Below are 18499 nucleotides of genomic sequence, written 5' to 3' on the forward strand. Positions count from 1 at the left end.
TTATTTATAAGAGGCGCTTTCCTATCATTCATTAGCAACACAAGTGTTGTATAAACAGCCTTCTCGGTCGCTTTTAAGCCCATGAGATCTTTTAAAAACTGATCTGTACTAAATTTTACAAACGCCACTTTATTACTATTACTGGACATCATTTGAGATCTCCCTTCCTTTAACTAAATGTAAAATCGCTAAAGCATCTGCTTCATTATCATCACATGGCTTGTGCCCTTTAATACACATGGCCTCTATCATCTCTTCTTTTGACGCATTCCCCTTCCCCGTCGTCGCTTTCTTAATCGTACTTACCGGTATCCCCTCATACGGTATCTGATGATGTTCACACCACGCCGTTAATGTTGCTAGTAAACCACCGTAAATATGCGCTGCATCGGTGCCAACATGACGCCTCACCTCCTCAAAATACACCGCGTCAATTTGACCTGCTGTCTGCTTTATTTCATTAAGCCATTGCTTAAAGCGTAAATAACGCATCCCACCGCCTTCAAAACGACGGGGGTGAAAATTAATGGTACCACTTATGATACTATCGTCCCCTCCACGTATCGCCCACCCCATCTTCGTACCTAGATCAAAACAAAGGATTGTAGAAAGCATCTAAATCACCAGCATTTAATGATTATTTTTTCTTAGAATGGCGCTTTAAACGACTTCTCTGCACACAATTTTACTGCAATTCACACAATAAGAAATGTTAGAACGAGATAATTTTTGAATAAGCCTTTCTCGCTCGTTTATTATTTCGTCTTTTTCATCTATCTCTTGTCTAAGCCTTTTTGTGGTTTTAAAAGCAGTATAAGCTGCATAACAAGATATAAGAAGCGCAATTAAGCCCATCTCACTCCTCACTTACCTTTCTTCTTATTTTTATGAGATTTTTCTTTTACAGCTTCACCACGCTGCTTAAGCTCTTGTGTAAGCCTCTCAATTTCCTTATCGCGTGATTGGGATTCTGCTTTTAGTATATCTATAAGATCATCTTTCCGTTTGAACGCTTCTTCATACTCATCTATCTTCTGCTTCAGTGCTTTAATTTCCTTTTCATATTTTTTGATATCCTCACCACACTCATCAATGATCTTCTTAGTGACGTTGAGTTCTTCTTTTAAAACCTCAATTCGAAATTCTTGACTTTCAATAAACTCTTTAAGCTTTTTAACTTGATCTCGATAATACAAAGCAAAACGAAACATCACTCCACTAAAAAGCAAGACGCCAAACACTACACACACAACTATCAATATTATTTCATTTGAAATCATTTTGATCTCCTTAAGGCTGCAAACTATCGCCGGTGTGATCAACACCGCGGCTCTTGCAAATGTTCGAAAATGGGGGGACTTGCTCTTGCATTAATGACTGCAAGCGCTCGGGGTAAAAAAAATCTTCGGGGCGCAAATCTATCCCATGATCGCGCGCATAATTTAAAAGCATAATTTGGTATTTAGCTGGAATAATGCCGCCTTTACCCTCTCGCTTTTCAAAAGGATAAGTCCATTTTCTAATTACAATAACATTGCGATTAACAATATCAGCAACTTTTTTATAGCCACCTAGATACTCAATTATGAGTTTTGCGGTTTTCGTATATGTTTTTATCATAGCGATAAAAATACGATATCCAAAATATTTAGTCAATACGAAAAACGTATCATTTGTATTTTTATATTGTAAGTACTTTAAAAATAAGGAATAAACTTAATTATGATTAGGCAAAAAGAGCTAAAAATTTGGATAAAAAAAGAACTTGATAAAATGGGACGAGGGAGCCAAGCTAAGCTTGCCGCCCATCTTGGTATAAGAAGACCAGCTATATCCAATATGATTAATCTTAATACAAATAGGGAAATGAGGGATATTAAGGCAGATGAATTAGTTAAAATTATGGAGTTTTTTAAAGATTCTTCACCTATTTCTGGACCTTACTCTGATGATTTTCTTTATTTATATTCACAAGCGAATGATTCTGAAAAGAAGATTGTCGAGGATCTTTTAAAATCTCTGCTCGCAGCAAGAAATTCATAAAAGCTTTTTTTTTCACATTCGGTTAATTTATTTAGCATGATGGCTAGCTGCTTTTCTTTTATACTTTTTATCATAAGCACCTCATTAACATTAATGATATAAACAAAATCGAATAGATTTATAAAAATAAAAATACGTTTTTCGTATTTTATCTATTGACATATGATTACGAAAAACGTATTAATTTCTCCATATCTTAGAAAATAACTTTTGCCAATAGGCTGTATGGAGGCATTTGTGAAAAAACCAGTGTTTATCAATTCTGATGAAATTCTCTTAGTCATCTGTGAAAATGAAGAACAAAATCTCGCTAAAGCGGGACCTTTCTTAGAAGAAAAGGACATGATCAAAGTTATTGATCAAACCGATAATGCTGTCCAAATCTTCCGTATCGAACCAAAAACTAATCGTTGTGAAGATATCTCTGAAGATCTTGCAGAATGCTATCTGAAAGAATGTGAAGAACAGTGTTTCAATGGAAACATACCTCACGACTTTGTTAAAGACAGTAACGCATACGGTTTTTTTTTAGAAGAAATCGAACAACAGCGATATGAAGATGAAACTTACGGGACTTATGAACAGCAGCACCGGTTAACTCTTTCGGATGTCATTCCAAACTACCCACACTATACACACTACAGAGGGCGTTTCTAAAAGCGCCCTCCTCTTTCCTCTTATTAAATATCGGACGGAGTAAACTTATGAATAATCCTATCGCTATTACAAATAACACGATTAACGGAGAAGACGTTCAAACAGTAAACGCACGTGAATTGCATGCCTTTTTGGAGGTAGGTAAAGATTTCTCTACTTGGATTAAAAACCGCATCAACAAATATAACTTATTAGAAAATAAGGATTATATAGTTTTCACCAATTTTGGGGAAAACCTCCAAGGTGGTCGTCCCTCTAAAGATTATGCTCTCACCTTAAATGTAGCGAAAGAGCTTTCTATGATTGAGAACAATAAGAAAGGTAGAGAGGCTCGTTTATACTTTATCGAATGTGAACGGCGTGCAAAGCAGGCAGTAACACCACAACAAATCGACTATTCCAGTCCAAAAGCTATGATTGGCTTTTTGAATTACCTACAAAGTCAAATAGATCAACAAGATACTCTCATTGAATATCTAAAACCAAAAGCAATGGCTTTGGAAAGCTTGCAACGCTCTGATGGGCTCTTCGGTCTGACTGAAGCAGCTAAAATTCTCGAAATGCAACCAAAACAGTTCATTCTCTTCTTACAGAAAAAAAGATGGGTTTATCGACGCACTTTCGGCGCTCACTTATTGCCTTATCAAGACAAAATCCAAAAAGGTCTTATGGATTGCTCAACCAACACTATTCAAACCGAAAAGGGAACTGAAAAAGTCATTCCTTCCGCAAAAATCACAACAAAAGGCATGGGGCTGCTGTCTCAAGAGATAAAACGACAAAGCACGCATTAAAAGGAAACAAACATGACAAATTCACAATTAGCCACTATGGCAAAAAAATACGGATTTTCTGATCATGAGTTTCAAAAGGCTATCATGAAAATTTGTATTGGCAATAAAAACGCCCAAAACATCACTGATGAAGAATTTGCTATTTTTCTTTTTATTGCCAATAAATATGGTCTCAATCCTCTAACAAAAGAGATCTATATAATCCCTAAAAAATTCGGCGGCATGATCCCTGTTGTCTCTATTGATGGCTGGATTAAGATCATTAAATCTAATCCTAAATTTGATGGCATGACTTTTCAAGATCAACTCGATAAAGATGGAAATTTAATTGCCATTAAATGTGCTATTCGTCTCAAAGGCATTAAAGACCCTATCGAAGTCACCGAATATTTAAACGAATGCAAACAAGAAAAAAGTGACCCATGGGAAAAATATCCAGCACGCATGTTACGTCATAAAGCAACTATACAATGTGCTCGCTATGCTTTCGGTTTTTCCGGTATTTATGAAGAAGATGAAGCGGCTCGTATTAATAATACCACACAAGGACAACTTGTTTCTCATGCCATGCTCGAACAAATCAAACTGTTAATTAAAGAGACTGGAACGAATGAAAATAATCTTCTCTCTTACGCGAACGTAGAAAAACTAACAGATCTGTCTTTTGAAAAAGCACAAGAGGTTTTAGGACTTTTAGAAAAAAAGCAAAATATCCAAAGAGACAAAGCTCTCGAATACCTCCCTCCACAAGAACAAATAAACGCCCCTATACAAGATGCCGAATATATTCACGTCCAAGATATTGAATATGCGCCAACTCAACAAGAAACGGCGGTGTGAGATGGAACAAAGAACAGCACAATGGTTTCAAGCAAGGCTAGGCAAAGTTACCGCTTCAAACATTTACAACGTCCTGAGTAAAACAGCGAAAGGATTGCCTACAAGCAAATATGAAGACTACAAAATCAAACTCATAACAGAACGTTTAACTGGTGAAACCAGCCCCCATTATGAAACCGAAGATATGCGTTGGGGCATTGAACATGAAGAAGATGCACTCAAAGAATATGCATTCATTTATGATACAGAGATCTCTCAATGCGGCTTTATCCAACACCCCACACTCAAAATGGCGGGGGCAAGCCCTGATGGGCTTATTGGTGAAAACGGGTTAATCGAAATCAAATGCCCGAGATCCGCAAACCATATGCGCTTTTGTATAGATAACGAGATCAAACCAGAATATCACGCGCAAATGCAATTCCAAATGGCGTGTACAGAACGTCAATGGTGTGATTTTATCAGTTATGATCCACGTTTTACGGGGGATTCATCTCATTTGCGTATGAAAATCAAACGCATCTACCGTGATGACAAACAAATTGAACAAATCAATCAAGCTGTTCAAGCCTTTTTAGCTGAAATAGAACGTGAGATAAAACAACTCTCTACAAAAGCTGCTTAACCCTTATGGGGGTGTTGTTTAACGCATATCTACAATCACCCCCACCCTTTCACATAAGGAAATTAAACGTGTGTAACATCGAACATATTATCATACAGCCTGCTAAAGATGAGGAATTTTGTTTTTTTACCCTTGGCTATGAAGGTAGGTCCCTTGAGAATTATCTTAGTTGTCTCATAGAAAACAATATCAAAACTTTATGTGATGTTCGTAAAAATCCAATAAGTAGAAAACACGGATTTTCAAAAAGACAATTAGAGCAAGCTGTAAGCAACATTGATATTGAATATATGCATATGCCTGAACTTGGAATTGCCTCTGAAAAACGAAGAAATTTGAAAACACAAAAAGATTATGACCGCCTTTTTAAAAATTATCGAAATACAACTCTCAAGAATAATTCTTGTGCAATAAACAAATTATATCAAATATTTTTAAACAAAAAGCGCGTTGCAATCACCTGTTTTGAAGCCAATGTATGCATGTGTCATAGAGGACAGCTCGCATTAGCTCTTACTCAATTGCCTGATTGGAAATATGAAATTAAGCACATCTAAAAAATAAACTTACAGATTTTTTACATATGGAGGTGCTTCTCTTCACAAATGCCTCCTAGCACCCCCACCCTTCCTAACACTTTCAAGTAATGCGTGATTCACGAAACGGGTGAATTACGTCTCAATGTAAGGAGAAATGACATGGCGCCGCGCCCTGCTACCATAACACAACCAGCCATTGCACGAGCTTTAAGAGAAGCAAAAAAGCAAAAATGCGAACTCATAGAAATCAAACCTACCGGTGAACTACTTATCTATCTGAAATCCGATATCCCATTACCAAATTCAACAGCACATCCTAATAAAATATGGAATTTATCTCGTGATGATTATGAATTTGATATCGTCTTATAGGTGTTCCCATGCCAAAACCACGCCCCCCTCATCTCGTTAAACAAATTACCCAACATGGCAAAATCGTATGGTATGTACGTATTGGTCATGGAAAACGTATTAGAATACGCGGAACTTATGGAACGCAAGAGTTTGTTGACAACTACAAAAGCGCCCTTGCCGAATTACAAGGTATAATCCCTCCAAAACCGAAAATCGGCAAACTGATTGAAGGGTCATTTGCATGGCTGCTTAAACAATATTTTAATAGTGTTAATTGGCATAGCCTCGCTAAAGATACAAAAAAACAAAGAGAACTCATTCTTATGAAGGTATGTGATACTATAGGAAATATTCCATACCGAGCAATTGAAAAAAAACATATTATAGCAGGTGTTGAACGCCGCAAAGAAATGCCAGCAGCAGCTCAAAATTTTTTGAAAGCACTTAATGGACTTTTTAAATGGGCGATTGACCAAGGTCTTTTGGAAAGTAATCCAGCTTTAGGCGTTAAAAAACCCCCTCTCAAAAACAAAGATGGGTTACCCACTTGGACAGAAGCAGATATAGAAAAATATTATCAACATTGGTCTTTAGGAACCCATGAACGCGTCTGGATTGATGTTCTTTTGTATACGGGCTTACGCCGTGGTGATGCCGTTCGCATTGGTTGGAAAGATGTAAAAGATAATATCATTCATCTCAAAACAGAAAAGAGCCAATTTAAAACGGACGTTTTTCTGCCTATTTTACCAGAACTCGCACAAACCCTTAAAACTGGTCCTATTGGTGACGAAACATTTATTTGTGGTAAAAAAGGTACAAAATTTACCAAGGAAAGCTTTGGACATGCGTTTTTAAAAGCATGTCCCCAAGCAGGCATCAAAAAATCAGCGCATGGCTTAAGAAAATTAGCAGCAACACGCGCAGCTAACTCTGGTGCAACAGTCTCACAATTGAAAGCACTTTTTGGCTGGACAGATGACAGTATGGCATCCCTTTATACCAAGAGCGCAGATCGTAAAAGACTAGCTCTTGAAGCCATAAAAAAGCTTCAAAAAGATGGGGGATAGAGGCAAAAAAACATAATAGAATCAATAATCTTTAAATTCCCTCATATTTGCTCAATATATTTGATTTTATTGTAATATAATACGCCCAAGAAGGCCATTTTGCTACGTCCTCCCATATAGCCCAAATTTGCTCAGCACTTGCTTCTGTGCTAATCTCTTCACTATATATCCAATTAAACATGATAATCTCCCCTTTTTTACAAATTACTTATCTTTATTGATAAAGAATAATATAAAAAATTATCCTTAAAGCTGCACAACGATAAGATACTTAATACTCTCAGATTTACTTAATATGTAATGATTAAATCAACAAGGGATACTACTAAACTAAACACACAAATATTCAGGATAAATGAACAATATTTTCAATACTAAACAAAATATCTTTTTTAAATTTATACAATAACAATATAAGATATAAATGCAGACTGCATAGCTTAAAGCTTTCAACTGCTGATGAAATGTGATGATTAAGGTATAGCAGAAAAAATTAGACAAAAAAGATCATAACTATTATCGAGGAATATATATCCTATTGGAGAAAAAACATCCTTCTATAGTAAAGCTAATAAAAATTCATCAATTCCTTTAACATTAGAATCTTTTATTGATTTTCTGCTTAACCTTTTAAAAACCATATAAAATGAAGAAAACTGTGTAAAAGCATTTTTTCATCCTATCGGATAAAAACAAGAACTTTCTCAAGATGTAAGCGATCGTAATTTATAGAGACGTATTGCTGTTTCACCATAAAAACGCTCATCATCTAGATAAAAGACGTCAGGTAAATGAATCATTGTATCTTTCTTTTCTTCAAGTATGAAGAGTGTATCAGCTTTTGCCCACCCTCCTCGCAAAGCTTCTACAAAAGCACGTTCACCTAAACAATGGCTATAGGGAGGATCAGCGCAGATAACATCAAATGGAAGCATTGTTCCAATATTACCGAGTTTGGTTGCATCTCGACGCAAAATCCGCCCTATTGACTGTAATTCAAAGGCTTCGATATTTTTTTGAATTACCCCACGCCCCTCAACCGAGTTTTCAACAAAAACAGCAGCCTTTGCTCCACGTGAAAGCGCTTCGATGCCTAAAGCACCAGTCCCAGCAAAAAGATCAAGAATGCGTTTATTGGTCCAAAATTGTTCTTCACGGCTAGAAAGAATATTAAAAAGGCTTTCACGTGTACGATCACTCGTTGGGCGAATCGACTGATTAACAGGCGAAAACAAAACACGCCCAGCAAATTTACCGCCTATGATCCGCACGTGGACCTCCAAATCGCTTCGAAGTTTTTGTACCGTCCCTATGTGGTTTAGATTTTTTCATAGCACCACCAAACGATTTTACCTTTTTCTTTCTCTCAAAAGAATGCTCATCATGACCACCTTTTATTATTTTCTCTTTATCCTTTAAAAAGCGATCTTTCTTACCAAAGGGATGCGTCTCTTCATAAGATATTTTACCATGTTTTTGAACAAAACTTTCCCTCTTCTCTTTGTATGACGGATTTTCTTTTAGTTTTTCCTTGCTTCGATGAAATGATTTTCTACCATCCAAATCGCTCTTATGACCATGCGATTTCTCCTCACTATAAGAAGGCTTTCTACGTGCACTTTGCGGACGTGCACCAGGAGCCATCCAAACATTAGCACGGCGAGAACGCGGTAGAAAACGCTCTGCTTTTCCTTCTTCACTTTTCTCCTTCTTTACATTCTCGTGAGACTTTGTACTTAATCGTGCGCGACTATGTTCAACAGAACCATCTCTTGGTCGGCGTCGTATCGCCCTTTCACTTGAGAAAACCCAACCATCATTTGCAACAGAAAGATCTTTCTGGCTTTGCTTTTCTGCAACAACTGCATAATTTGAAAATGGCTTAAGAATAGGAGCATCAAAATCTGCATTGGCTTGCATAATTAAACGCTCACCCAACTGATCTCGTAACATCCGCCCTTTTAACTCTTGCACGGCTCCTTCTTCTAAATCAGAGAGATGAAATGGACCATACGATACACGTATTAATCGATTAACTGATAATCCCAATGCCCCTAAAACATTCTTTATTTCACGATTTTTTCCTTCTCGCAAAGCGACAGAAAGCCATACATTCGACCCTTGTTCGCGTTCAATTGATGCTTCAATCGAACCATAAAAAATACCATTAATTGCAATACCATTTTTAAGGTTATCCAGCGCACTCTGTTTTACTCTTCCATGAGCACGGACGCGATATTTGCGGACCCACCCCGTTACAGGAAGCTCTAATACACGCGCTAAGCCACCATCATTGGTTAAAAGCAAAAGCCCTTCCGTGTTAATGTCAAGCCTTCCAACAGAAAGAACACGCGGCATTCCTTTTGGTAAATTACTAAATACTGTAGGTCTGCCTTCAGGATCACGGTTCGTGGTGACAAGACCCGCTGGCTTATGGTAAAGCCATAAACGCGTTCGTTCTATAGGAGGTAAAGGTTTGCCATCAACTTTAATAACATCAGAGCGGCTAACATTAAAAGCAGGCGTTGTCACGACTTTACCATTCACAGAAATACGACCTGCAACAATCATCATTTCTGCATCTCGACGCGAAGCAATACCAGCACGCGCTAACCTTTTAGCAATTCGTTCACTCTCATTATTTTCATTCATTTGCGTTTCAAACCAATCTTTGCAAGTATGTTCAGAAAATTATTCACATGCACCATACCGCTTATCCTGAAAAATGAAGTAGCATAATCATTTATCATTTTCTATCCTTTAACGACAATAATGTATCTGCCGACTTGCAAGTTTGTTTTAAACTCTTAAAAAAATAGAGGTATTCTTTTCATTATAAAAGCGTAATAAATTATTCATTCCATAGCATTCCTTATCGAGATAACCTTTAGATTTTCTATACCTTCAGTAGAAAGAATATTATGACTTTGACGCCCATGGAAATAGCCCTTTTAGAAGCGCAAGAGGCTGCAAAAAAAGATGAAGTTCCCGTAGGTGCTGTCATTACACGTGGAAAAGCTATCATTGCACGCGCTGGTAACTTTATAAAATCTGCATATGACCCTACAGGACACGCAGAAATACGCGCAATCCGTATGGCTTGCGAAACATTGCAAAGCGAAAGGCTTCCTGATTGCGATCTTTATGTAACACTTGAACCTTGTGCTATGTGTGCCGCTGCCATTTCATTTGCACGCATACGACGTCTCTATTATGCAACAAATGATCCCAAAGGAGGTGCTATAGAAAATGGCCCACGTTTTTATCAGCAACCAACCTGCCATCACAAACCTGAAATTTATTCTGGTTTCAAGGAAAAAGAAGCAGCTCAATTACTTAAAGACTTTTTTGTACAAAAGCGATACTAAAAATAATTCTTCTTCCATAACTTTCACTCTTTAAAAACTATCCTACTTCTCAAAAAAGACTGTTAATTCTTCTGATATATATATATATAGCAAAAGCTATTTCGAAGCATTTTTTCTCTCTTTTAATTCTGCATATTGTTTCTATTAGATGATACATTCATTCAAAAGAATAATTCATGATTTTGTATATAAAATATAAAGTCCAAAATATCGTAGATATACTCTCATTTCAAATTACATTGAAACAGTAAAAATCACTTTCTTGCACATCATAAGCGGAATTATCGTCTGGATAAAGAACGTTTTAGAAAAGACTAAAAATGTCTCTTATGAAAGCTCTCAAATGCAAGAATTATCGCAACATTGGAGTCTGTAAAATAAAATGATGGTATCCACTTTCTCCTTCCTAAGCATAAAGTATTGGAGCACAATAGATTTTACGTTATACTATCCACATGAGCAATGTTGTAAAATGAGCTTGAGAAATGTTTCGTGTTAGGAAACGCATAAGGACTCTCTCGATGCTGTTGCCATATTTGCTATTTCATGAGAATAACACCCCTCCTACAGCAGCATTATAACTGTGCGTGAATGAGAACTTGGTATCATAAGTAATTGGAAAAATACTTTACTTTAAATGTTTTGTCTTTTCCCTATCGACCAATAGGTGCGGTTTTTGCCGGTTGGCGATAACTTAAAGGTGGTTCAGTGAGATAGCGACGGTATTTTGAACTTCCAACTTGTGCTCTCTGACGACGTAAATATTCTTGTCGTTGCTTCGCATTCAACTGTGAAGGATTTTCTGAACCAACGCCATTAACTGACGATCCTTTGTGAGGAAAAGGTGTATTTCCTTGATGCTTCTTCGATGCTGCCATTTCATTGACAGATCTATCTTGTTGTGGTACCGGCAAAAATCTGCGTGAACTAGGGCTTGGTATTACAAGTTTTGGATGAGGTTTCATAACAATCTGGCTGCTGTTATTTGTTGGTGTTAATGAAGTGATATTAGCAACATCTTCAAAAAACTGTATTGAAACTGGTTTATTGGTACCATAGGTAGGAGCGGATAAATTGCATCCCGTTAAAACAAAGCACATCCCTAAAATTCCTATTGGAAATATTTTTATTTCACGTTTTCTCACTGCCTATTCCATTTCCTAGGTGTATGGCTGATTAATATTCCCGTTATTTATGAGAGAACGGTCCATACACAAATTTCCCCCCTGCAGATAAAACAACGGAATTTTTTTCGTACCACAAAAAACTATATTCATCAATATGAGAAATTTACTTGCATTTCTTTCCTTTGATCTAAAACTTTAAATCTTGCCAAGAATCTGCAATTCCCGCAAAGCAGCTGCATCACGAGCAGATACATCCGGATAAGCTGGATCACTTCCAACATCTTGTGTATAACGCCATGATCGAGCACATTTTTTTCCTAATGCCTTCTCTGGATATACACCAACACCTTCAACATCATTCAAAGTAAAAGCATCAGAAGGTATTGTGTCCTGCGTAATTGTGAGTGCACTGGTAATACAGATCTCCGCCATATCCACATTTTCTAATGCCTCTTGTAAAACCAGATTGGAAATAAAAACAATAGGCGCAGCTTCCAAAGAGGATCCAATACGCTTATTAGCACGTTCAAGCTCTAAAGCACCTGTCACAACTTTACGGACCTGCCGAATTTTTTTCCAACGCTCAGCCAAAGATTGGTTTTGCCATTCTTCTGGTACAGAGCGAAATTGTTCCAAATGCACCGATTGGCTTTCTGGGTAACGCTCTAACCAAGCTTCCTCCATAGTAAAAGGTAACATTGGAGCAAGCCATATTACCATACGCTCAAAAATCTCACGGACAACCTGCAAGGAGGCCTTGCGTTTTTTTGATGAAGGCGCATCACAATAAAGAGAATCCTTGCGGATATCAAAATAAAATGCCGATAACTCAATGATTGAAAAATCCAATAATGCACGCATAATCTTTTTAAAATCAAATTCATCGTAAGCGCGATTAATCAACTGATCAAGTTCAAAAAGCCTATGCAATATAAATTTTTCAAGATCCGGCAGTGCACCATAAGATACTTCTTCTCCATCATCATGTGCTAAAGTTCCTAGCATCCAACGAATTGCATTGCGTAGTTTACGATATGAATCCACATTTGTTTGAAGTATTTTTTTGCCTAAACGCTGATCTTCCCAATAATCGGTTGTCATAACCCAGAGACGAAAAATATCAGCTCCAGATGTTTTAATGATCTCTTGCGGAACAACCGTATTGCCTAAAGATTTAGACATTTTTTTACCATTCTCATCCAAAGTAAAACCGTGTGTGATCACGGACTTATAGGGAGAACAAGCACGCGTACCACAGCTTTCCAAAAGAGAAGATTGGAACCATCCGCGATGTTGATCTGAACCTTCAAAATAAACATCAGCAGGCCATTTCAAATCAGCCCGATCTTCTAACACAAAGCTATGGCTGGCTCCAGAATCAAACCAAACATCCAAAATATCATAAACCTGTACCCAAGGCTCATGTGCACGCTCACCTAAAAAACGTTCACGTGCTCCTTCAGCAAACCATGCATCTGCCCCTTCTGCTTCAAAAGCCCGTAAAATACGCTCGTTCACACCTTCATCTTTTAGAATAACACCATCCTCATTCGCAAAAATACAAATAGGAACACCCCAAGAACGCTGACGAGAAAGAACCCAATCAGGACGATCTTCTATCATAGAAGCTAGGCGGTTTTGTCCAGAAGACGGCACAAAACGCGTTTTTGAAACAGCTTCCAAAGCCCGACTACGTAAAGTTGAACCATCCCCAAAATCTTTATCCATTGAAATAAACCATTGTGGTGTATTGCGAAAAATAACGGGTTTTTTTGAACGCCAACTATGGGGATAGGAATGCTTTAAACGCCCCCGTGCAAACAATCGATCTGCTTTAATTAAAGCGTTAATGATCTCTTTATTGGCATCACCCATTTTTCCATTATCATCAATAACACGTGCAGGTCCTCCTTCACGATCTGGTCCTAAACCTGGAACATCTTTCGTATAGAACCCTGCATCATCAACAGGAAACGGTATAGATGAATCAATCCCCGCTTGCTCCAGTAAGGACTTATAATCATTCCAAATTTCAAAATCCTCACGCCCATGGCTTGGTGCTGTATGAACAAAACCTGTACCAGCACTCTCTGTTACGTGCGAACCATCAAGCAATGGAATTTTAAAGTTATAGCCCCCAGCCAAACCTTTGAGTGGATGAGAAAGAACAAGAGCTTTCAATTCTTCAGCAGAAATAACACGCAAACGCTTCAAAACAAGTTTGGCTTTTTCTGCACAACTCATAGCTAATGCATCAGCAAAGAGAAGTTTTTCTCCGGCTTGAGGACCAAAATCATTTTCAGTACTTTCAACTTCGTAAATACCATAAGAAATCTGCGAAGAATAACTCACTGCACGATTGCTTGGAATTGTCCACGGCGTTGTTGTCCAAATGACGACATAAGCACCATATAAATCATCAGAATTTGCTTCAAAGACAGGAAACTTAACCCAAAGCATCTCTGATTCATGATCATGATATTCAATCTCAGCCTCTGCCAAAGCCGTACGCTCTACAACAGACCACATCACCGGCTTGGAACCACGATAAATCTGATCTAACATAGCAAATTTTATCAATTCACTGGCAATGCGTGCTTCTGCATGAAAAGCCATTGTAGTATAAGGCGCGTTAAAATCTCCCACAACACCAAGGCGTTTAAATTCTTCACTTTGAACGGTTACCCAATGCTGTGCAAATTCACGGCATTCTTTACGAAACTCGTTAAGAGGTACCTCATCCTTATTTTTTCCTTGTGCTCGATATTTTTCTTCAATTTTCCATTCAATTGGAAGCCCATGGCAATCCCAACCAGGTACATAATTTGCATTAAAACCGCGCATTTGGAATGAACGGACAACCACATCCTTTAGAACTTTGTTTAAGGCATGCCCAATATGAATATGACCATTTGCATAAGGTGGACCATCATGAAGAATATAAAATGGACGATCTTTTGCTTGTTGGCGCAATTGCGCATAAAGCCCCATATCTTCCCAACGCGCCATCAATTCAAGCTCTTTTTGCGGAAGCCCTGCACGCATAGGAAAATTTGTCTGTGGGAGATAAAGAGTTTTTGAATAATCTATTGTTTCATTTTTCACAGCCATTGTGAAATATTCCTGTCCACTTTTACGATTTCATTTTTGCATAACTTCCCTGAACCCTGCAACTCTGGTTTTTATCTATAGGGAAAGCCGAGCTTATCATTCGTATTAAGCAGCGATCAGGAAAATATATCATCACAATCTATGGGCTTTATCATGAAATTCACAAGAAAAGAAACCAAAAATTGATCTTTTAAAAATAAAGGCTCCACTAATAGTGGAGCCTTTTAGAAATTTACTCTTTTAAAAATTAGAATTTATAAGCTACACCAACACGGAAATCATTGGTTTTGTAGTTAACTTCAAGTTTTTCCTTTGCAAATTTCTTTTTACCAAAATCAGAGTAACGATATTCTGCACGTACAATCACATTATCCAAAACCGAGAAATCAACGCCACCACCAAGTGTGTAACCAATCATGGTTTTTGTTTCATCAGATAAGTTCTTAGAAGAAACGACTCTTCCATCCTCATCCTTAACGAATATTGATACAGTGTCTTGGAACTGCCCATAAGCAATACCGCCAGCAAGATAAGGCATAAAGCGATCAGCAGCAAAACCAATACGTACCCGTGTAGCACCACCCCAATTTTGTTTGAAAGTATGATTTAAAGTTTCAACTTCATCCTCTTGATCAAGACCAAGTTCAGAAGCCATCTTTTTTATTTGTTCTATAGCATATATACTGGAATCGTTCTTATCCACCGCTTGTGTACTTTGTGCAGCGTGTCCAGACATATTCTGTCCACCATGAGAACGAGAAGCATGTGGATTAGTACCATTCGGATGAGCACCAGAGCTACGCCCACCTGCATGAGGTGCACCATGCGAATTAGCATTTCCGCTACCATGGGAAGAACTATGATGACCTCCGTTTTGGGCTCCGCTTGTTCCATTGGAATATTTTGCTGAATCAGAGGTTGACCCTGATCTCGCGAGTACAAGTGATGAACTCGGTACTGTTTTTTCTGCTGATGGTTGTGATACAGATTGTACCGGTGTAGGTGCTTTTACTGCTGGCTGTACTTCTGGTGTTGTTACAGTAGGTTTTACTGGTGCAGGCACTACTGATACAGTAGCTGATCGCGATGCTGACTGCACTGATGTTCCTGCTCCTGTTGTAAGGGATGTCGATTTAGGTGCAGCTGGTTGTGATCTACCTACCGATGCCCCTCCTGTATCTGATCTTCCTGATGAGGACGATGGCAATTGCACTGATTTTGTCCCTGTACTGGAGAGTGTTAGTTTAGATGTATCAGCTGCTTGTATTCTCTCCTTTAATACTGTCGTTGTAGTCGTTCCTGCTTGTGGTTTTGTTACTTGATTAGCGGAAACTGCTTGTACTCCTGACGATTCAGATGTTAACGTTTTTGATGGTAGAGTTGACACTACTGGCGTTTTTGTTGAATTAACATCGCCTGTTTGTTTGGATTGCACTGCTTCTGAGGCTGCTGGTGCAAGTTTTCCTGACGCAGATCCTGTTGCTGGCGTCCCTACTACTGCAGCTCCTGCACCAGCAGGTGTTCCTGCACCTGCAGATCCTCCTGAAGCGGCTTTTGCTGCTTGCGTTTGTGCCTGTGTTCCTATTGCTTCTTGTGTTGGTTGAAGCGTTGGTAGGCTTGCTGATCTGCGGGATCTTACGACTGCATTTTCTACTGTAGTGTTATCAGCCGCACCTATGGTAATGGTCTTTGTGTGTTTTTTTCCAGATATCATTAAATCCGTATCGATGCCAAAAATAAAGTTATCACCGAGATCAATATTAGAACCTGCATAAAAACCACCTACAAAACCTGAAAGTTTAGGAGAGAACTCTTTATCCAGTGGTAAACTCTTTTCTTGACCAACAAGAGCCACATCAGCTTTGCTCGAAAAACCACCAGCTTGGACACCTAAATAAAGACCTGTCCATGAAAAAGTAGGTGCAACAATGGTAGAAGTAGTCGATGATGCTGGCTGATGAGGAATCATAACATCAGCAGCTAGTGCTGTAGACGCTGAAATTAAAGAAAAAATAGACGCTGTTATTAAACGTTTTGTATTCATAAAATCTCTCCAAATATCCAAAATGAAATTCATATAGAGCATCTTTTCTGAAATATCTGTAGCAAAAATGACACACTCACAAAAAAATAAAGATTTTTTGAAAATAAGGCTTCTTAAACTTTTAATTTTGCATTCAATGAGAATTTGTAAACTAAATCACACTAGAATTATGTGTCTTAAAGTTGGATTCATTTTCATTAAATTTTCGTATAACTGTTAATGATAATATTCTTTTATAAATTTCTTTTTACCGAAATCTGAATAACAGTATTCTGCACGCAATAAACTATCATCTGTTATTGCAAAATTAATGCCCGCGCAAACAGTGAAATCAAATATTGTCTTTTTTAAAACCAAGCGCCATCAAAGTTTCATCTATTTATCAGCATGATCTACTTTTAGTACTTTAGCAATAGTATTTTGTATCTAAAATTCAGAAAACAAAGAACTTATTCAAACACTCGCAAAAAAACTTTTAGATTCTTTGCATAAGCATCTTCATCACGCCACATCACTTTGATTTATAATGATAACTTATTGTTTTCATATTGAATGAAAAAACTAATACTGTAGGATTCTATCATTTAAAATCTGTTCCATGTTGTATTAATCAAAATCACTCATTTGCACATAACAAGTGGGATGAGTGTGTGGGTAAAAACTGTATAAGAAAGGATTAAAAATGGTTCTTATGAATCGTCTTAATGCAAGATCTGTCGCAACATTGGGGTCTGGCAAATATAACGATGGTGCCGGCTTGTTACTTCATAAGCGTAAAGATCGAGGTGCTCAATGGCTTTATCGTTATACCATTCATGGTCGGCGCCGCGAAATGGGATTGGGTGTTTTGAGAGATGTTTCTTTAAAACAAGCCCGTGAATTGGCAACAGGATGGCGTTCTGTTTTGCATGAGGGGCGTGACCCCATTAAAGAACGCAATAAACAAAAGCGTGAAGCAATGCGTAATCTTCATTATTTAAAAGATATTGCTTTAGAGGCTTTTGAAAGCCGGAAAGCTGAACTCAAGAATGATGGTAAAGATGGAGATTGGTTTTTACCTTTACGCCTTCATATTCTCCCTAAATTAGGTTGTCTGCCGGTTTCTGAGATTACACAAACTGAGATACGCAACACTATTGCCCCTATCTGGCATACAAAAGCTGTTACAGCGCGTAGAGCTCTCATTCGTCTCAATCTTTGTCTCAAACATGCGGCTGCTTTGGGTTTGGATGTTGATTTACAAGCAGTAACAAAAGCACAAGCTCTCTTAGGCAAACAACGCCATAAAATCAAAAACTTACCAGCAATGGATTGGAAAGATGTTCCCGCTTTTTATAAAACGCTTTGCCAAACAACAACCTTAACACAACTGGCTCTGCGGTTGCTTATTCTGACAGGGGTTCGTACCAATCCTTTACGTCATATTCGTGAAGATCAGATTGATGGAGATATATGGATCATACCTGCTGAAAATATGAAAGGAAAGCGCGATGCTACAACAGAATTTCGCGTCCCCTTATCATCAGAGGCAATGAAAGTGATAGAACAAGCCCGTTGTATCTCTAAAAGTAATTTCATCTTTTCTTTTTCTAGTCGGGCTCCTATTTCACCTATGGTTATGTCAAAGTATATGAGAGACAATAACCTTGAAGCCTGCCCCCATGGCTTTCGCTCTAGTTTACGCAATTGGCTTGCTGAAACAACCGATGCCCCCTATGAAGTCGCTGAAACTATTCTAAGTCATACAGTAGGAGGGCAAGTAGAGCGCTCCTATCGTCGTACTGACTATCTAGAACAGCGCCGTATCTATATGGATAAATGGGCGGCTTATGTCACTGGTCAAACCTAAAATATGGGGTGAATAACCCCATTATCTGTGGATAACTTTAGCTCTCTTTTCTCTCATTCTTTCTCAATAAGATTCATC

18 protein-coding genes are annotated in these 18499 nt (G+C 38.0%); 10 read left to right on the forward strand and 8 right to left on the reverse strand.

Going from position 1 to position 18499, the window contains the following annotated elements; genetic code table 11:
* Positions 1-138 precede the first annotated feature (138 nt).
* The 3 genes from ACFINU_RS07685 to ACFINU_RS07695 all read right to left on the reverse strand — a co-directional run bounded on the left by ACFINU_RS07685 (position 139) and on the right by ACFINU_RS07695 (position 1620).
* Positions 139-615, reverse strand: coding sequence for a crossover junction endodeoxyribonuclease RuvC (locus ACFINU_RS07685; protein ID WP_375618639.1), 477 nt, complete (start codon positions 613-615; stop codon positions 139-141).
* A 248-nt stretch (positions 616-863) separates the two neighbouring features.
* On the reverse strand, positions 864-1280 hold the full coding sequence (locus tag ACFINU_RS07690) for a hypothetical protein (RefSeq protein ID WP_375618637.1): 417 nt from the start codon (positions 1278-1280) through the stop codon (positions 864-866).
* Between the two features lie 10 nt (positions 1281-1290).
* Positions 1291-1620, reverse strand: a complete 330-nt coding sequence (locus tag ACFINU_RS07695; RefSeq protein ID WP_375618640.1) for a hypothetical protein — start codon at positions 1618-1620, stop codon at positions 1291-1293.
* Positions 1621-1722: 102 nt separating this feature from the next.
* Here ACFINU_RS07695 and ACFINU_RS07700 point away from each other — a divergent pair, with 102 nt between their 5' ends.
* The 8 genes from ACFINU_RS07700 (at position 1723) to ACFINU_RS07735 (ending at position 6922) form a co-directional block, all read left to right on the forward strand.
* Positions 1723-2043 carry a helix-turn-helix domain-containing protein gene (locus tag ACFINU_RS07700; protein WP_375612651.1) on the forward strand — a complete coding sequence of 107 codons (321 nt, stop codon included), beginning with the start codon at positions 1723-1725 and terminating at the stop codon, positions 2041-2043.
* A 237-nt stretch (positions 2044-2280) separates the two neighbouring features.
* Entirely contained in the window at positions 2281-2700 is a 420-nt protein-coding gene (locus ACFINU_RS07705; RefSeq protein ID WP_375667510.1) for a hypothetical protein, read from the forward strand.
* 47 nt (positions 2701-2747) lie between these two features.
* Positions 2748-3494: an antA/AntB antirepressor family protein gene (locus ACFINU_RS07710; protein WP_375618635.1), complete on the forward strand. Its 747-nt coding sequence runs from the start codon at positions 2748-2750 to the stop codon at positions 3492-3494.
* A gap of 12 nt (positions 3495-3506) precedes the next feature.
* Complete coding sequence (gene bet / locus ACFINU_RS07715; RefSeq protein WP_375618634.1) at positions 3507-4334, forward strand: phage recombination protein Bet; 828 nt, start codon at positions 3507-3509, stop codon at positions 4332-4334.
* Position 4335: 1 nt separating this feature from the next.
* Complete coding sequence (locus ACFINU_RS07720) at positions 4336-4959, forward strand: lambda exonuclease family protein (protein WP_375618633.1); 624 nt, start codon at positions 4336-4338, stop codon at positions 4957-4959.
* A gap of 68 nt (positions 4960-5027) precedes the next feature.
* Positions 5028-5516 carry a DUF488 family protein gene (locus ACFINU_RS07725; RefSeq protein WP_375618632.1) on the forward strand — a complete coding sequence of 163 codons (489 nt, stop codon included), beginning with the start codon at positions 5028-5030 and terminating at the stop codon, positions 5514-5516.
* 141 nt (positions 5517-5657) lie between these two features.
* Positions 5658-5870, forward strand: coding sequence for a hypothetical protein (locus tag ACFINU_RS07730; RefSeq protein WP_375618631.1), 213 nt, complete (start codon positions 5658-5660; stop codon positions 5868-5870).
* Positions 5871-5878: 8 nt separating this feature from the next.
* Positions 5879-6922: a tyrosine-type recombinase/integrase gene (locus tag ACFINU_RS07735; RefSeq protein WP_375618630.1), complete on the forward strand. Its 1044-nt coding sequence runs from the start codon at positions 5879-5881 to the stop codon at positions 6920-6922.
* A gap of 704 nt (positions 6923-7626) precedes the next feature.
* On the opposite strand, the gene rsmD is transcribed toward ACFINU_RS07735, so the two are convergent.
* Both rsmD and ACFINU_RS07745 read right to left on the reverse strand, forming a co-directional pair.
* Positions 7627-8193 (reverse strand): 16S rRNA (guanine(966)-N(2))-methyltransferase RsmD, encoded by a 567-nt coding sequence (gene rsmD / locus ACFINU_RS07740; protein ID WP_375618629.1) that lies wholly within the window; start codon positions 8191-8193, stop codon positions 7627-7629.
* Positions 8174-9574, reverse strand: a complete 1401-nt coding sequence (locus ACFINU_RS07745; protein WP_375667512.1) for a pseudouridine synthase — start codon at positions 9572-9574, stop codon at positions 8174-8176. Before ACFINU_RS07745 ends, rsmD begins: the two co-directional genes overlap by 20 nt.
* 269 nt (positions 9575-9843) lie before the next feature.
* Here ACFINU_RS07745 and ACFINU_RS07750 point away from each other — a divergent pair, with 269 nt between their 5' ends.
* Positions 9844-10290, forward strand: a complete 447-nt coding sequence (locus ACFINU_RS07750) for a nucleoside deaminase (RefSeq protein WP_375618627.1) — start codon at positions 9844-9846, stop codon at positions 10288-10290.
* A gap of 653 nt (positions 10291-10943) precedes the next feature.
* Here the strand turns inward: ACFINU_RS07750 and ACFINU_RS07755 are convergent.
* The 3 genes from ACFINU_RS07755 to ACFINU_RS07765 form a co-directional block, all read right to left on the reverse strand.
* Complete coding sequence (locus ACFINU_RS07755; protein WP_375612104.1) at positions 10944-11435, reverse strand: hypothetical protein; 492 nt, start codon at positions 11433-11435, stop codon at positions 10944-10946.
* A 177-nt stretch (positions 11436-11612) separates the two neighbouring features.
* A complete protein-coding gene (ileS, locus tag ACFINU_RS07760) occupies positions 11613-14528 on the reverse strand; it encodes an isoleucine--tRNA ligase (protein ID WP_375667515.1) in 2916 nt (971 codons plus the stop codon).
* Between the two features lie 247 nt (positions 14529-14775).
* Complete coding sequence (locus ACFINU_RS07765) at positions 14776-16572, reverse strand: porin (protein WP_375618625.1); 1797 nt, start codon at positions 16570-16572, stop codon at positions 14776-14778.
* A gap of 682 nt (positions 16573-17254) precedes the next feature.
* On the opposite strand from ACFINU_RS07765, the gene ACFINU_RS07770 reads away from it, so the two are divergent.
* A complete protein-coding gene (locus tag ACFINU_RS07770; RefSeq protein WP_375667517.1) occupies positions 17255-18421 on the forward strand; it encodes a tyrosine-type recombinase/integrase in 1167 nt (388 codons plus the stop codon).
* The last annotated feature ends 78 nt before the right edge of the window (positions 18422-18499 follow it).

Origin of the sequence: Bartonella sp. AC130YNZD (genome assembly GCF_042196865.1) — a bacterium.
Lineage (GTDB): Bacteria > Pseudomonadota > Alphaproteobacteria > Rhizobiales > Rhizobiaceae > Bartonella.

Coding starts and splice junctions, on each gene's coding strand:
- ACFINU_RS07685 (WP_375618639.1), bottom strand. CDS start 615: ATGCTTTCTACAATCCTTTGTTTTGATCTAGGTACGAAGATGGGGTGG.
- ACFINU_RS07690 (WP_375618637.1), bottom strand. CDS start 1,280: ATGATTTCAAATGAAATAATATTGATAGTTGTGTGTGTAGTGTTTGGC.
- ACFINU_RS07695 (WP_375618640.1), bottom strand. CDS start 1,620: ATGATAAAAACATATACGAAAACCGCAAAACTCATAATTGAGTATCTA.
- ACFINU_RS07700 (WP_375612651.1), top strand. CDS start 1,723: ATGATTAGGCAAAAAGAGCTAAAAATTTGGATAAAAAAAGAACTTGAT.
- ACFINU_RS07710 (WP_375618635.1), top strand. CDS start 2,748: ATGAATAATCCTATCGCTATTACAAATAACACGATTAACGGAGAAGAC.
- bet (WP_375618634.1), top strand. CDS start 3,507: ATGACAAATTCACAATTAGCCACTATGGCAAAAAAATACGGATTTTCT.
- ACFINU_RS07720 (WP_375618633.1), top strand. CDS start 4,336: ATGGAACAAAGAACAGCACAATGGTTTCAAGCAAGGCTAGGCAAAGTT.
- ACFINU_RS07730 (WP_375618631.1), top strand. CDS start 5,658: ATGGCGCCGCGCCCTGCTACCATAACACAACCAGCCATTGCACGAGCT.
- ACFINU_RS07735 (WP_375618630.1), top strand. CDS start 5,879: ATGCCAAAACCACGCCCCCCTCATCTCGTTAAACAAATTACCCAACAT.
- ACFINU_RS07745 (WP_375667512.1), bottom strand. CDS start 9,574: ATGAATGAAAATAATGAGAGTGAACGAATTGCTAAAAGGTTAGCGCGT.
- ACFINU_RS07750 (WP_375618627.1), top strand. CDS start 9,844: ATGACTTTGACGCCCATGGAAATAGCCCTTTTAGAAGCGCAAGAGGCT.
- ileS (WP_375667515.1), bottom strand. CDS start 14,528: ATGGCTGTGAAAAATGAAACAATAGATTATTCAAAAACTCTTTATCTC.
- ACFINU_RS07765 (WP_375618625.1), bottom strand. CDS start 16,572: ATGAATACAAAACGTTTAATAACAGCGTCTATTTTTTCTTTAATTTCA.
- ACFINU_RS07770 (WP_375667517.1), top strand. CDS start 17,255: ATGGTTCTTATGAATCGTCTTAATGCAAGATCTGTCGCAACATTGGGG.